This window comes from Peribacillus sp. B65, from assembly GCF_058513295.1.
On record NZ_CP195840.1, the window covers coordinates 2,779,175 to 2,793,890 of the forward strand.

13 protein-coding genes, 1 pseudogene and 1 riboswitch are annotated in these 14,716 nt (G+C 40.5%); of the genes and pseudogenes, 9 read left to right on the forward strand and 5 right to left on the reverse strand.

Features of this window, described 5'->3' with window-relative positions; translation table 11 throughout:
• The first annotated feature begins 109 nt into the window (after nucleotides 1-109).
• Entirely contained in the window at nucleotides 110-985 is an 876-nt protein-coding gene (sdaAA, locus tag ACSR9O_RS13655) for an L-serine ammonia-lyase, iron-sulfur-dependent, subunit alpha (protein WP_491724528.1), read from the forward strand.
• 415 nt (nucleotides 986-1,400) lie between these two features.
• Here the strand turns inward: sdaAA and ACSR9O_RS13660 are convergent, their stop codons facing one another.
• Nucleotides 1,401-2,204, reverse strand: a complete 804-nt coding sequence (locus ACSR9O_RS13660) for a MerR family transcriptional regulator (protein WP_491724529.1) — start codon at nucleotides 2,202-2,204, stop codon at nucleotides 1,401-1,403.
• Nucleotides 2,205-2,354: 150 nt separating this feature from the next.
• Here ACSR9O_RS13660 and ACSR9O_RS13665 point away from each other — a divergent pair, with 150 nt between their 5' ends.
• From ACSR9O_RS13665 to speB, 5 genes are all read left to right on the forward strand, one after another.
• The gene (locus tag ACSR9O_RS13665; protein ID WP_491724530.1) at nucleotides 2,355-3,749 is read left to right on the forward strand and encodes an APC family permease; all 1,395 of its coding nucleotides are present in this window, start codon (nucleotides 2,355-2,357) and stop codon (nucleotides 3,747-3,749) included.
• A 137-nt stretch (nucleotides 3,750-3,886) separates the two neighbouring features.
• On the forward strand, nucleotides 3,887-5,359 hold the full coding sequence (locus ACSR9O_RS13670; RefSeq protein ID WP_491724531.1) for an aldehyde dehydrogenase family protein: 1,473 nt from the start codon (nucleotides 3,887-3,889) through the stop codon (nucleotides 5,357-5,359).
• A gap of 86 nt (nucleotides 5,360-5,445) precedes the next feature.
• Complete coding sequence (locus ACSR9O_RS13675) at nucleotides 5,446-6,624, forward strand: iron-containing alcohol dehydrogenase (RefSeq protein ID WP_491724532.1); 1,179 nt, start codon at nucleotides 5,446-5,448, stop codon at nucleotides 6,622-6,624.
• A gap of 182 nt (nucleotides 6,625-6,806) precedes the next feature.
• Entirely contained in the window at nucleotides 6,807-8,279 is a 1,473-nt protein-coding gene (locus ACSR9O_RS13680) for an aldehyde dehydrogenase family protein (RefSeq protein WP_252270086.1), read from the forward strand.
• 415 nt (nucleotides 8,280-8,694) lie between these two features.
• Nucleotides 8,695-9,696 carry an agmatinase gene (gene speB / locus ACSR9O_RS13685; RefSeq protein ID WP_491724533.1) on the forward strand — a complete coding sequence of 334 codons (1,002 nt, stop codon included), beginning with the start codon at nucleotides 8,695-8,697 and terminating at the stop codon, nucleotides 9,694-9,696.
• 147 nt (nucleotides 9,697-9,843) lie between these two features.
• Nucleotides 9,844-9,944: riboswitch (glycine riboswitch) on the forward strand.
• Nucleotides 9,945-10,128: 184 nt separating this feature from the next.
• Here the strand turns inward: speB and ACSR9O_RS13690 are convergent.
• From ACSR9O_RS13690 to ACSR9O_RS13705, 4 genes and pseudogenes are all read right to left on the reverse strand, one after another.
• Nucleotides 10,129-10,215, reverse strand: coding sequence for a hypothetical protein (locus tag ACSR9O_RS13690; RefSeq protein WP_491565738.1), 87 nt, complete (start codon nucleotides 10,213-10,215; stop codon nucleotides 10,129-10,131).
• On the reverse strand, nucleotides 10,190-10,369 hold the full coding sequence (locus tag ACSR9O_RS13695) for an alanine:cation symporter family protein (protein WP_491724534.1): 180 nt from the start codon (nucleotides 10,367-10,369) through the stop codon (nucleotides 10,190-10,192). Before ACSR9O_RS13695 ends, ACSR9O_RS13690 begins: the two co-directional genes overlap by 26 nt.
• Complete coding sequence (locus ACSR9O_RS13700) at nucleotides 10,338-10,562, reverse strand: alanine:cation symporter family protein (RefSeq protein ID WP_491725467.1); 225 nt, start codon at nucleotides 10,560-10,562, stop codon at nucleotides 10,338-10,340. Before ACSR9O_RS13700 ends, ACSR9O_RS13695 begins: the two co-directional genes overlap by 32 nt.
• A gap of 271 nt (nucleotides 10,563-10,833) precedes the next feature.
• Nucleotides 10,834-11,028, reverse strand: a pseudogene (locus ACSR9O_RS13705) (IS110 family transposase); the annotation flags it as partial.
• 303 nt (nucleotides 11,029-11,331) lie between these two features.
• Between ACSR9O_RS13705 and ACSR9O_RS13710 the strand changes: the two are divergent.
• The 3 genes from ACSR9O_RS13710 to ACSR9O_RS13720 all read left to right on the forward strand — a co-directional run bounded on the left by ACSR9O_RS13710 (nucleotide 11,332) and on the right by ACSR9O_RS13720 (nucleotide 14,707).
• Complete coding sequence (locus ACSR9O_RS13710) at nucleotides 11,332-12,324, forward strand: thiamine pyrophosphate-dependent dehydrogenase E1 component subunit alpha (RefSeq protein WP_230176294.1); 993 nt, start codon at nucleotides 11,332-11,334, stop codon at nucleotides 12,322-12,324.
• Between the two features lie 21 nt (nucleotides 12,325-12,345).
• Nucleotides 12,346-13,380, forward strand: coding sequence for an alpha-ketoacid dehydrogenase subunit beta (locus ACSR9O_RS13715; RefSeq protein WP_101222150.1), 1,035 nt, complete (start codon nucleotides 12,346-12,348; stop codon nucleotides 13,378-13,380).
• A gap of 103 nt (nucleotides 13,381-13,483) precedes the next feature.
• Complete coding sequence (locus ACSR9O_RS13720) at nucleotides 13,484-14,707, forward strand: dihydrolipoamide acetyltransferase family protein (RefSeq protein WP_491724535.1); 1,224 nt, start codon at nucleotides 13,484-13,486, stop codon at nucleotides 14,705-14,707.
• Nucleotides 14,708-14,716: the final 9 nt, after the last annotated feature.

Here is a 14,716-nt window from a genome sequence, read left to right on the forward strand (position 1 = left end):
CAGAGCGATGTGATGAAGGAAATTGAACGATTGGAAAACGTGTCACAAGTCATAAGGATGGTTGAATGATCATCATTAAAAGTGCTGGCATAGATATGGAGGTAAAAACATGTTCCGAAATGTAGCAGAGTTGGTTGAACTTGCTGAAAGTAAACAGGTAAAAATCGCGGAAATCATGATTTTACAAGAAATGGAGTTCTCGGGCCTGTCGAGAGAACAGATCATTGAAAAGATGGACAGGAATTTGACAGTGATGGAACAAGCTGTGGAAAGAGGCCTAAAAGGGGTGCAATCCGTTACAGGCCTAACGGGCGGAGACGCTGTTCTTTTGCAAAATTATATCAAGTCGGGCAAGGCACTCGCAGGCGATTTATTATTGGATGCCGTCAGTAAAGCTGTTGCAACGAACGAAGTGAATGCTGCAATGGGAATGATTTGTGCCACTCCGACTGCAGGTTCTGCAGGTGTTGTTCCCGGTACATTATTTGCCGTTAAAGAAAAATTAAACCCGACCCGAGCAGAGATGATTGAATTTCTTTTCACTTCCGCTGCCTTCGGATTCGTGGTTGCAAACAATGCTTCCATTTCTGGAGCCGCTGGTGGCTGCCAAGCAGAAGTGGGTTCGGCAAGTGGAATGGCCGCAGCTGCGATAGTAGAACTGGCCGGCGGTACACCAAGCCAAGCTGCAGAAGCGATGGCGATCACATTGAAAAATATGCTTGGATTGGTTTGTGATCCAGTGGCAGGATTGGTTGAAGTTCCTTGCGTGAAACGTAACGCAATGGGTGCATCCAACGCAATAACGGCAGCTGATATGGCACTTGCAGGCATTACGAGCCGCATTCCATGTGACGAAGTTATCGATGCCATGTATAAAATAGGATTGACCATGCCAGTTGCACTTCGCGAAACGGCAGAAGGCGGGCTGGCTGCGACTCCTACTGGGCGTAGATTGGCAAAGGAAATTTTCGGTTCATATAAATAAACCTATACCTTGAGCTCAGTTATGAAATCACGTCCAACAAAGTTTAATTGAAAAATTGGAACAAAAAATTCAATCCTTAAAAAAGGATAAATTATAATGTGGAAGAAAAAGTCTTATTTCGTGTTAAGCCTGAGTCTTTTAATTGCCTGTGTAGTATGGAGCCAGATGGGAGCGTTTTTGGTAGACATCTTTTTTGGATTAAATATTAAAGCAAATAATTAAATAACTACTGTTAAACATTAGTATAAAATGTAAATTTCACAACGCGAAGAGTGAAGATTCCCATTTAATTTTTTTTCGTTGGCATCATTTCTGAAAAAAGAACTAGCAATTAGCTAGTTCTTTTCCATATCAAAACTTCTCCTATATCTTTCGTCTAAACCATACACATAAACATTAGTCCTGCGAAAATAGGTCAGACCTTTTGAACGGGAACTTGAATTTCAAAGGTAATCTCGTTTGGTTTATCTGTGATCGTAATATCAACATGCATAATTTGCAGCGCATCGCCGGTAATTTGATAACCACCTTCATCAAGATAATCCAATATTTTACTCAAGCTTTCACTTCGGTTCCATAGTAATTCTCCGTTATAACGGGTACACGCAAATAACCCAGGCGGAACGATCCGTTGGTACTGTTTTGGTATTTTTTCTTTACTTTTTGCCACAACAAAAATGACTGATGGTTCTTCAAAACGTTTAGCTCTAAGATCTGCTTCCTGGATGAGAATGCCTAGTCTGTTACTGGCCAGAATCGGTGTCTTCTCAGCAAGCATATTTTCTAGACTGATAACACCATAACAAAGTTCCAAATTATTATTGATTTTTTCATTCAATGTAATTAACTTTCTGCGTCCTATTTCACGAAACATAACCGTTTGAAGTTCCTTTTCTCTTGCTACATGATCCAAATATACAATTTTTTCCCGGATATTTTCCTCCAAGTCAGTTAATTCGTTCAGTTTTGAAACAAGATCCGCGTGCTTTGCTTTAAGAATGTCCAAAGACTTACTAAAATTGCGTTCATTGAAATAATCCTTTATTTCGTCCGTACTCATTCCAAGTTGCCGTAACTCTTTAATGGTTCCTAAAACCTCGTACTGGAAAATAGAATAGTAGCGATACCCCGAGTTTGGATCGATATATTGCGGCTTGAATAAGTCAATCCGATCATAGTGGCGCAAGGTCTCCGCAGTCATCCCTCTTAACTTTGCCATCTCACTGATGGTTAGTTTTTCTTTCAGTTTAACCACCTCCTTAAATAATATAATACAGTATTGACCTTTGTGTAACAAAAACCTTTATAATCAAGATACAAAATATTCTAAAACTTCTAAGTATTCTTTATCAATAGGAGGGAGCTGATTATGGAAAGAAAGAAGCTTGTTAGAACGCTTACTTTGTCACAGGTTGTTTTTTTAGGAATTGCTTGGAATAACCCCATGGTATTTTTTAATACCTATGGAATAGCTACCGTAACCTCACATGGTGTAATTACGGGTGCGTACATTATTGCATTTCTAGCGATACTGTTTACAGCCCTCAGCTATGGAAAGATGGCAAAGGCATATCCTATCTCAGGTTCAGCTTACACATTTACTCAAAAGTCTATTAATTCTGAAGTTGGGTTTCTTGTAGGTTGGACAATTATGCTTGATTATATTTTAACACCTATGGTGACGTGCTTGATGTCCACTGTCTTTTTAAATGCAGTGTTTCCGGGGATTCCGCATTATGTGTGGATTATTCTTTTGACTGCTATCATAGTGGTACCGAGCATACTAGGTGTAACGATATCAGCATCCACAAGTAAAATTTTTGTTATTGCTCAAATCATTTTCGTTTGTTTTTTCTGGCTATTAACCGTCAAAAGTTTAATAGAAGGAGTAGGGACAGGCACTCTTTTCTCAAGTAAACCATTGTTAAATTCAGATGTTCCCTTGTCCGTTATCTTAGCAGGAGCTTCGATTCTTTGTTTTAGTTTCCTTGGTTTTGACTCACTTACTACCTTGTCAGAAGAAACAATTAATCCCGAAAAAACGATCCCAAAAGCTATTATCATAATGCTTTTGTTTACAGGGGTCTTGTACATTGGCTCTTCCTACTTAGCACAATTGGTGCAGCCAGGCTTTTCATTCGAACACCCTGATTCTGCAGCCATGGAAATCGCGATACTTGTTGGAGGAAACGTATTTAAATCATTATTTATTACTGGAGTAATTGTTGGGAACTTTTCTTCGGGAGTTGCTGCAATTACAAGCGCATCACGTGTGTTATATGCTATGGGACGGGATTCTGTATTGCCTAAAAATCTATTTGGTTATATTCATCCCAAATTTAATACACCGTCACACGGCATTATCGTGATAGGCACAGTTTCTTTACTAGGTATCTTGTTGACCTTGGAGCAAGTCATCAAGTTTATCAATTTTGGAGGGCTCATTGCTTTTACATCCGTTAATCTATCTGTCATCGCCCATTATTTTATAAGAAATCAGAAACGTTCTTTTAACGACTGCATAAGGTATCTATTTTTACCGCTCATAGGTGCAGCATTTACTATGTGGTTATGGTCATACTTAGAAATGGATGCTTTGATCCTTGGAGGCATCTGGGTCGCATGCGGCTTGGCATATCTTCTTTACATGACAAAATTTTTTCGCAAGCCTCTTCCGGAGTTTCATTTTGATGAAGAGATCCTACCTCAAGAGGTAGAAGGTATAAATGAAAAAATTCTTTCCCAAAAGGTAGAAGACTTTTAAATGTTTTTTACACTGAAGTAAGTGTATGTAACTAAAAGAGGTGTGAATATTTTGAAAATAAAGAAAAATGAAAGCGTTACCTATTTTTTAAAGCGAGATCGTTAGAGTAAGAATAACGAACAGGAGGTTTTTTCAAATTGTTGAAGCTGAAAAAGTTTATAAACGGTGAGTGGATGGATTCTTTGAGTAAACAAAAGAGTAATGTTGTTAACCCCTCAGACGGAAAGATCATTGCGGAGACTCCCAACGGAAATGCAGAAGATGCCCGGATGGCCATTGATGCGGCACGAACCGCATTTGATTCCGGGATTTGGTCAGACCTGCCGGCTTCGGAACGGGCTTCCTATTTATTTAAAATAGCAGAGAAAATTGAAGAACATGCATTAGAGCTTAGCCAACTTGAAACAGCCAATACCGGAAAACCTCTAAAAGAAGCAGAGTTTGACATTGCGGATGCATCGGATTGTTTTCGTTATTATGCCGGTTTAGTTACTAAACCGGATGGCCAAACGTATCCTGTTTCTGGTCCTGTACAGGCTATGGTTGTTCGAGAGCCAGTAGGGGTATGTGGACTGATCGCTCCGTGGAATTTTCCTTTACTGACTGGAGCTTGGAAAATAGCCCCTGCCCTTGCTGCAGGAAATACGATTGTGTTTAAAACATCCGAGGTCACTCCGATTACGACTACTAAATTATTTGAGATTATCGAAGAAGTTGGCATACCAGATGGCGTTGCAAATCTAGTTATGGGTGGTGGTGCAATAGTAGGAAATGAACTAGCGGAAAGCGATAAAGTTGATATGGTTTCGTTCACTGGCAGTACATCGACAGGCAGAAGCATCATGAAAGCAGCAGCTGGAAATATTAAAAACATTGCACTCGAATTAGGCGGCAAGTCACCTAACATCGTTTTCGCCGATGCGGACTTTGAGACAGCCGTGGATTATGCTTTATATGGGATTTTTGTCAACGCCGGCCAAGTTTGTAATGCAGGATCTCGTTTACTGCTTGAAGAGAGCATTCACGACAAGTTTATCGATAGACTGATAGAGAAAGCGAAAAAGATCCGGGTCGGTCCTGGCGATCAACCGTCTACACAAATGGGTGCCCTTGTCAGTGAAGCACATATGAATAAGGTACTCCAATATATTCAACTTGGCATAGAAGAAGGGGCGACAATAGCCTGCGGCGGCAAGCGTATCACAAGCAATGGGCTTGAAAAGGGCTATTTTGTTGAACCGACGATATTTGTTGATACCAAACCGGACATGAGAATTGTTCAGGAAGAAATATTTGGGCCAGTACTGACTGTACAAAAGTTTAAAGATGAAGCGGAAGCCATCCAGCTTGCTAATGATACCCCATATGGCCTCGCAGCAGGTGTATTTTCACAAGACGGCGCGAAGGCTTTAAGAGTGACTAAGAAAGTAAGAGCCGGAATTACGTGGATTAATGCTTATAACCTAGCCTACAATGAAGCACCGTGGGGAGGTTACAAACAGAGCGGAATTGGCCGTGGATTAGGAACCTTTGGGTTAGATGAGTTTAGTGAGGTAAAACAAATCAACATTAATTTAGAAGTGGAGCCAACCAAGTGGTTTGATCATTAAAAATGGAGAAGTAGATATAAAAGAGTAAAAGAGTGTGAGTCACTATACTATTACAATATTTGAAAAATTGAAAGGGGAAATTAATCATGATCTGGGATTTTAATTTCAATATTCCTACCTCTATAGAGTTCGGGAACGGAAAAGTTAAAAATATTGGGAAAAGAGCAAAAGAGCTAGGAGGAAAAAAGGCACTTCTTATTACCGATAAAGGACTGGCGCAAACTGGAATTTTACAAAAGGTTACCGATTCGTTAGACCAAGAAGGTGTCAATTATATTGTTTTTGATGAAATTACTCCTAATCCAAAAGATGTAGATTGTCAAAGAGCCTATGAGCAATTTAAAGACGAGGAAATAGATCTTTTAATTGGTCTTGGCGGAGGAAGTTCAATGGATACAGCCAAAGCAATTGGTACACTTTTAACACATGGAGGAGAGCTTAGAGATCGTTACGGTTTTAATTTACTAGAGAGAGAAATCACTCCACTTATTTGTATTCCTACAACTTCAGGTACTGGAAGTGAAGTTACAACAGGTTCTGTCATTACAGATACAGTTACAAAACAGAAAGAGGCTATACTTGACATAAGATTGGCTCCGAAACTAGCAATTTTGGATCCTGAATTAACTCTAACTCTGCCTAAATCTATTACTGCTGCTACTGGAATGGATGCACTTACACATGCTATCGAAGCTTATACCAGCAATATTGCTGAACCCATTTCCGATGCTCTCAGTCTTTATTCAATTGAATTAATTGCTAAGTACCTTCCGTTAGCTGTAGAAAATGGGAACGACTTAGAAGGACGGAAAAATATGCTTGTAGCCAGTTTAATTGCAGGTATGGCATTTAATCACGCGGATCTTGGTGCTGTACATGCTATGGCTGAACCACTTGGAGGTCTTTATGATACTCCACATGGGGTAGCAAATTCTATCTTTCTTCCACATGTTTTTGAATTTAATATTCCTTCAAACCCTGAAAAGCATGCAATTGTAGCTGAAAAACTTGGAGCAAATAAAGAAGGTAAAACAATTGAAGAAACTGCCTATGAAGGTGTTGTATTGTTAAAAGAGCTTGCTCGTAAAATTGGGATTCCTGATTTTCGAGATTTAAATAATGTCAATCCTGAAGATTTCCCATTCCTTGCTGAAGGGGCAGCAGTTCATTTATGTACACAGACGAATTCAAGAAAAGTGACACGCGAAGATTATTTGGCATTATTCCAAAAGACTTATGAGGCGAAAAACACAACATTAATTTAACTATATAGATCGATTTAGAAAATTTGACATGACCGATTCTAAATGTTCCTCGATGGAATGAAGATGTGTCGAGTTATTAAGTGTTCATGTGGATTAAGAGTTTTTGAATCGGTGGTCAGCTTGATAGGAGTTTTAATTGGGCGGCCACTATGGCTTACATAAAAACTGGAGGTGTTTTTACATTGTTAAATCTGAAAATGCTCATAAACGGTGAATGGATGGATTCTTTAAGTAAACAAAAGAGTCAAGTTGTAAACCCTGCAAACGGCAAGTTCATTGCAGAGGCTCCCAAGGGAAATGCAGAAGATACCCGAATGGCCATTGATGCGGCGAGAACCGCATTTGATTCCGGGATTTGGTCAGATCTGCCAGCTTCAGAACGGGCTTCCTACCTATTTAAAATAGCGGAGACACTTGAAGAACGTGCATCTGAGCTTAGCCAGCTTGAAACAGCGAATACCGGAAAACCTCTTAGAGAAGCGGAATTTGACATTGCGGATGCAGTGGATTGTTTTCGATATTATGCCGGTTTAGTCACTAAACCCGATGGACAAACATACCCGGTTTCCGGTCCTGTACAGGCTATGGTTGTTCGGGAGCCGGTAGGGGTATGCGGACTAATCGCTCCATGGAATTTCCCTTTACTGACAGGAGCCTGGAAAATTGCCCCTTCCCTTGCTGCAGGAAATACGATTGTGTTTAAACCAGCCGGGATCACTCCGATTACGACTGTTAAATTATTTGAGATTATCCAAGAAGTCGGCATACCGGATGGCGTTGCCAACCTAGTTATGGGCGGCGGGGGAACAGTAGGAAATGAACTAGCGGAAAGCGATAAAGTCGATATGGTTTCGTTCACTGGCAGCACAGAAACAGGCAGAAACATCATGAAAACAGCAGCTGGAAATATTAAAAACATTGCACTTGAATTAGGTGGCAAGTCACCTAATATTGTTTTCGCTGATGCAGATTTTGAAACAGCTGTGGATTATGCTTTATATGGAATTTTTGTAAATTCTGGCCAAGTTTGTAATGCGGGATCTCGTTTACTGCTTGAAGAGAGCATTCATGACAAGTTTATCGAGAGACTGGTAGAGAAGGCGAAAAAAATCCGGGTCGGCCCTGGCGATCAACCGTCTACAGAAATGGGGGCGCTTGTCAGTGAAGACCATATGAATGAGGTCCTCAACTATATTCAACTAGGTATAGAAGAAGGGGCGAAACTAGCCTGCGGAGGCAAGCGTATCACAAGCGATGGGCTTGAAAATGGTTATTTTGTTGAGCCGACGATATTTGTTGACACTAAACCTGACATGAGAATTGTTCAGGAAGAAATATTCGGTCCGGTACTGACTGTGCAAAAGTTTAAAGATGAAGCAGAAGCCATCCAGCTTGCGAATGATACCCCATATGGCCTCGCAGCAGGTGTATTTTCCCAAGACGGTGCGAAGGCATTAAGAGTGATTAAGAAAATAAGAGCCGGAATTACATGGATTAATGCCTACAATCTAGCCTACAACGAAGCACCGTGGGGAGGCTACAAGCAGAGCGGAATTGGCCGGGGGTTAGGAACTTTTGGTTTAGATGAGTTTAGTGAGGTAAAACAAATCAACATTAATTTAGAAGTGGAGCCAACCAAGTGGTTTGATCATTAAAAATGGAGAAGTAAAGATAAATGAGTAAAAGAGAGTGAGTAACGCTTACATCGAAGAAATTTTTGACTAATAATAGAGGATGCATTTTTTTGAATTTGCCAATATTTAAAATTTAATAATTTTCAAATATTAATTCTGAAGATGGGCTTTAACAGAAAGAAAGCTGTCAGTCTACTTGATTATTTTACGAGTAAAAGACCAGTTCATCAAGATTTGTCTTTTTTAAGACCTAATAAGACAGCATAGTATATGAATTATATTCTCCGAGCTCTTTCTCAGTGGCGTTTACTAAGAAAAATCGAGTAATCAGAAAATATGTTGGTTCCTATTAGTCATTATTGACTCCTAGTTTTATAGGTTGGCATGAAGCTTGCATATATTATCGAGATCGTAATACAAATGGGAGGCAACGTACATGTCGAATAATGAAAAACAACACCTTAATTTACCTTTTACCGGAATCTGTACTTTCGGGAAATATCCCGTATGTCCTGATCTAGACCAGCTAGATGCAGATGTAGCTGTCATTGGAGTTCCAAATGATATGGGAACACAATGGAAGTCAGGCGCAAGAATGGGTCCAAGAGGAATTCGTGAAGGCTCTACATTATATAGTTTCGGGTTAGATGGAGCCTATGATATTGAAAATGATATCATGTATCTTGGCCCGAAATGGAAAGTTGTTGATTGCGGTGATGTAGACATGGTACATGGGGATATGATGCAATCCCATGATAATACGGAAGAAGCCATTCGAAAAATCGTTTCAAAAGGTGCAATGCCAGTTGTTTTAGGTGGAGATCATTCCATTACAATTCCAGTAGGAAAGGGCTTGGATGAACTCGGGCCATTTCATGTGATCCAGATTGATGCGCATTTAGACTGGGCAGATCACCGTTCAGGAATGCGGGTTGGACATGGAAGCTGCATCCGCCGCTTATCTGAAATGAATCATGTTCAAAAGATTTTCCAATTGGGCATTCGTGGAATCAGCAGCAGTAAAAAAGAAGATGTTGATGCTGCCAGAGAATACGGAAGTGTCATCTTGTCTCCCCGCAAAATGAGAAAGATGGGATTTGAACAAGTTCTGGAACTTATTCCAGCAGGTGAAAAATATTATATTACCATGGACATTGATGGCCTCGACCCATCAATCGCCCCTGCGACAGGCACACCTTCTCCTGGAGGCCTGCTTTATGATGAAGTCAACGAATTACTCCATGGAATTGCAAAAAGAGGAGAAGTAATCGGTTTTGATATGGTAGAAGTAGCTACACCTTACGATCATACGGGAATAACTGGACAAGTGGCAGCGCGCCTCTCATTAGACTTGCTTAGTTATGTATTAAAAGAAAAAGAGAAAAACCAGGCTGCAATAAGCGATCATCAAGAGAAGAACTTCATAAAGAAGCATTAGTCTGTTAAATTTGAAAGCGTTTGCTGATATAAAGTGATTTTCCTCTTAGTTTCCTAAATATGTATAAATATATGCGATATCATAAAAAATACTCATGTAAATAATTGTCTATTTTGAATATATTGAGTATCTAAAAAAGTATAGAGGATGACGATTGTGGGAGAGTGCAATGTAGACAGCCAACGAAGGAGCAAGTTCCAATAAAAACTTGGAACAAATCTCTCAGGTAAAAGAAACATAATAGGACGCAACTCTGGGGAGCGCGTTTATAAAACGCCACCAAAGGGAAGACTCTTTTTAGCATAGAGTTAAACTCTCAGTTAAAAGGACAGAGAAGGGAATGATGCCATTACTCTTTTCTGTCCTTTTTTGCGTTGTGCGGGAGCCATTCTATTTAGGCTCCATTGGTAACGATTTGTATTGTATATATGTTTAACCAAACTTTATTTTCATTGATATCGATTCTCCATAATAGTAGTTACCAACAATGGAACTAAATGTGAATAACAGTACGATAATGGCAAGCCAAAATGCCTGCCCAAGATCCTAATATCTTATCAAGTCCATTTTGTGTAAGGATGAAATCATCTGTTTCCTTCGATATATACAGGCCTGAAAACAAAATGATGTAGGCTGTCGAACTACAAATGACAAGCGTATCGATAAAAATCACCTAGAGACTGATTGAGTCCTTGTTTAAACGGGATGACTGACATCTGCAGTCGCACCAGCAATAGGGGCACTACCCATCCGGCTTCATTTGAAAATAGACCCTCTTGATTACTTGCAACATAAGCGCCTAGTGCTCCGCCAGCCACTTCCCTTAATCCAAATGCACTTTCAAAGATTAAAACAAAAACACTCAGTAACTCGGTAACATTTGGAGATCCATATCAAGCTTTATATACTATTTTCGAAGGCAATAATGATGCATGGGTACCTTCGCAAGAAGTAGAGGTACCGTATTTGGAAATTGCCGAAACATCTAGATTCGGATCAAATATATCTAAAATGGTTAGAAACGTTTTTATTGAGAAAAATGATAACTTTAATTCATTAAATATTATTCAATCTTTTAATCCATATTTTAATATCTATGATAGCGAAAAAGATTTGATTGAACAGTATATTAGGTATTGGCTCCAAATCTACGTTATTATACAGCTCGCAGAGATAGCAAGCATCAATCACATCTGTCTTTACTTTTCGTAGAGATGAGCTCTTTTCTCGCTATAAAACAAGTGGGTTAATGATAATTAGTAAATCATCTCTTTCCTCGAATTGCTGAACAACTGGTGTATGACAATGACTTGTAGAGTCTAATAGGACCGAGGTCAAATTCCTGTTAAGTTTTCTATTTCTCCCTTACTTGCAAAAATCCATGATAGTAGTACTAACACCCTAAATGAATCTTAAACACGCTGCTTCCGCATTCATACCATCTTTTCAATTCTGTGATTAGTGAATTGGGATAGTATATTTTTAAAAAACGAGACAAAACGAGACAACAATCTCATTTTGTCTCGTTTTGTTTCGACTGAAAATAGATAAAGTCCCAATTTTACCGCCCCACATTTTGGCACGGCAATTGCAATATATTAAATTGACTCATTATTAATGATTGGGGGCTGAAAAATGGAAACGGTTCAATCGAATGAAATAAAGTTATCTCAGGACAAGGCTTATTGGATGTACAAAAAAATGCTGGAAATCAGAAAATTTGAAGACCAGGTTCATGAATCTTTTGCAAAGGGGATATTGCCAGGGTTTGTCCATTTGTATGCTGGGGAAGAAGCGGTAGCTGTCGGAGTATGTGCTCACCTATCCGAAAAGGACAGCATTACAAGCACTCACAGGGGGCATGGTCATTGTATAGCAAAAGAATGTGACCTTAACGGGATGATGGCTGAAATCTATGGGAAAGTGACAGGGCTTTGCAAGGGAAAAGGCGGTTCCATGCATATTGCCGATTTGGATAAAGGGATGTTAGGCGCGAACGGGATAGTCGGTGGTGGCTTTCCGCTCGCATGCGGTGCAGCATTAACTGCCAAATATAAAAAGACCGATCATGTTAGTGTTTGTTTTTTTGGTGATGGTGCCAACAATCATGGAACATTCCATGAAGGGATAAATCTGGCGGCAATCTGGAAGCTGCCCGTTATATTCATCGCTGAAAATAATGGGTACGGGGAAGCCACGCCTTTCAACTATGCTTCAAGCTGCAAAACGATAGCCGATCGGGCGATAAGCTACAATATCCCGGGTGTCCGGGTGGATGGGAAAGATGTATTGGCTGTGTATAAGGCTGCTGAAGAAGCCGTTCAGAGAGCTCGCAGGGGAGAAGGCCCATCATTGATCGAATGTGTTACTTATCGTAATTATGGCCACTTCGAGGGAGATGCACAGAAGTATAAAAAAGAACAAGACAAAAAAGAGCATAAACAAGAGAAAGATGCGATTGCCCTATTTAGGAATTACTTGCTGAATCAGAATCTGCTGGCGGAAAAAGAACTGATTTCTCTTGAGAATGCCGTTGAGGAATCTATTAAACAAGCAGTCAAGTTCAGTGAAGATAGCCCGTATCCAGAGGCATCCGATTTATTAAAAGATGTTTATGTATCCTATTAAACTATAAAAGGAGGAATTGAGATGAGTAGAAAAATCAGTATGTCACAAGCAATAAATGAAGCAATGGCCATGGCAATGAGAAAAGATGAAAATGTCATCCTTATGGGAGAAGATGTAGCCGGCGGTGCAGAAGTTGATCATTTGCAGGATGACGAAGCATGGGGTGGTGTCTTAGGTGTCACAAAAGGATTGGTTCAAGAGTTTGGCCGGGATAGAATTCTTGATACACCTATTGCGGAAGCAGGATATATGGGAGCGGCAATGGCAGCAGCTTCGACAGGCTTACGACCGATTGCCGAGTTAATGTTCAACGATTTCATTGGCAGCTGTTTGGATGAAGTATTGAATCAAGGTGCAAAGTTCCGCTATATGTTTGGCGGTAAAGCACAGGTTCCCGTGACGATCCGTACGATGCATGGTGCAGGGTTCAGGGCTGCAGCTCAGCATTCACAAAGTCTCTATGCCTTGTTCACTAGCATTCCAGGATTGAAGGTCGTCGTTCCCTCTTCCCCCTATGACGCAAAAGGGCTCTTACTTTCAGCCATTGAAGATAATGACCCTGTCATCTTTTTTGAAGATAAAACGCTATACAACATGGTAGGGGAGGTTCCGGAAGGCTACTATACAATCCCAATCGGCAAAGCTGAAATTAAAAGGAAAGGCTCGGATTTGACGGTCGTTGCCATCGGTAAACAAGTTCACACCGCGATGGAGGCTGCTGAAAAACTCACAGCGAAAGGCATTGAAGTTGAGATTGTTGACCCGCGGAGCTTGTCACCACTGGATGAAGAATCGATTCTCTCCTCTGTGGCAAAAACAAATCGTTTGATCGTGATCGATGAAGCGAACCCAAGATGCAGCGTCGCAACGGATATTGCCGCACTGGTGGCTGATAAGGGATTTGACACGCTCGATGCGCCAATTAAGAGGATTACGGCACCACATACACCTGTACCTTTTTCTCCACCGCTTGAAGATATTTACCTTCCTACATCAGAAAAAGTGATACAAGTCGTTTCAGAATTATTGGGGGAGCCTTCCATCCTAGGGGTGTAAATAAATCCATATGATGCATGCTCCAGCTTTTATAGAACTGAAAAAGTTGGAGCAACAAAACCAATGATGGACAAACAAACCATTCTGAAGGGAGAAATAAGATATGGCTGTCGAAGTGGTAATGCCGAAATTGGGCATGGCAATGAAAGAAGGTACTGTTTCGTTATGGAGTAAGGCTGTTGGGGATCCAGTCGAAAAAGGTGAAGCAATAGCCAGCATCAATTCAGAGAAAATAGAAATGGAAATTGAATCTCCAGCTGAAGGTACGATTCTGAATATAGCTGTTCAAGAAGGACAAGGAGTACCTCCAGGAACCGTTATCTGTCATATTGGAAATCCGAATGAAAAAATAAAGATCGATGAACCTGTTGCTGAAGAAACACAGTCGAAAATTGCTGTACAAGAAAAGCCGAAAACAATAGAGTCACCCATTTTGCCAATGGGAGATCGATTGATGATCACCCCGGTTGCACGAAAAATGGCACAGGCAGCGAATCTTGACATCGAGACGATACAAGGTACCGGGCCAGGCGGAAGAATCACAAAAGAAGATGTACAGAAAGTAATCGAGAAAAGGGATTTGATGCCGGTAAATACAGAAAAAAGCATAGTTCCCCCACCCCAACCTACTTTAGAGAGACCGCAGCAGATTCCTGTGACCGGAATGAGGAACATCATCGCTAAACGTATGAAGGAGAGTTTGCAAAGCAGTGCCCAATTAACTATAACGATGAAAGCTGATGTCACTGATCTAGTCATTTTGCAAAAACAGACTGCTGAAACACTGCAAAAATATGAATCAACTAAATTGACTATAACGGACTTTGTTGCGAAGGCTGTCGTGCTTTCACTTAAAGAGCATCCTAAAATGAATAGTGCTTATATTGAAGATAACATCATTTTGTATGAGCATATCCATCTTGGATTAGCGGTGGCCTTGGAGAATGGACTCGTTGTTCCCGTCATAAAAAATGCCGAAAATTATACCTTAAGACAGTTATCGAATAAGGGGAAGGAATTGGCGCGATGTGCACGTGACTTTCAATTGCCTATTGAAGACATGCAAGGGTCCACTTTTACTATCAGTAACCTCGGGGCATATGGAGTTGAGCACTTCACACCTATTCTCAATACACCGGAAACGGGGATACTCGGAATTGGCTCTGCTTACGATACCCCGCTTTATATTGGCGAAGATTTGGAGAAGAGAACGATCCTGCCACTCAGTTTAACTTTTGATCACCGTGTACTCGACGGGGCACCCGCGGCTGCCTTTTTACAAACACTAAAACGGTATTTAGAAGAGCCGATCACCGTGATTTTATAGAAAAGGAGT

What these genes read in the sequence shown, in the direction of transcription:
- ACSR9O_RS13710 (WP_230176294.1), top strand. Translation starts at nt 11,332, where the DNA reads ATGGAAACGGTTCAATCGAATGAAATAAAGTTATCTCAGGACAAGGCT.
- ACSR9O_RS13720 (WP_491724535.1), top strand. Translation starts at nt 13,484, where the DNA reads ATGGCTGTCGAAGTGGTAATGCCGAAATTGGGCATGGCAATGAAAGAA.
- speB (WP_491724533.1), top strand. Translation starts at nt 8,695, where the DNA reads ATGTCGAATAATGAAAAACAACACCTTAATTTACCTTTTACCGGAATC.
- ACSR9O_RS13715 (WP_101222150.1), top strand. Translation starts at nt 12,346, where the DNA reads ATGAGTAGAAAAATCAGTATGTCACAAGCAATAAATGAAGCAATGGCC.
- ACSR9O_RS13665 (WP_491724530.1), top strand. Translation starts at nt 2,355, where the DNA reads ATGGAAAGAAAGAAGCTTGTTAGAACGCTTACTTTGTCACAGGTTGTT.
- sdaAA (WP_491724528.1), top strand. Translation starts at nt 110, where the DNA reads ATGTTCCGAAATGTAGCAGAGTTGGTTGAACTTGCTGAAAGTAAACAG.
- ACSR9O_RS13675 (WP_491724532.1), top strand. Translation starts at nt 5,446, where the DNA reads ATGATCTGGGATTTTAATTTCAATATTCCTACCTCTATAGAGTTCGGG.
- ACSR9O_RS13660 (WP_491724529.1), bottom strand. Translation starts at nt 2,204, where the DNA reads ATGGCAAAGTTAAGAGGGATGACTGCGGAGACCTTGCGCCACTATGAT.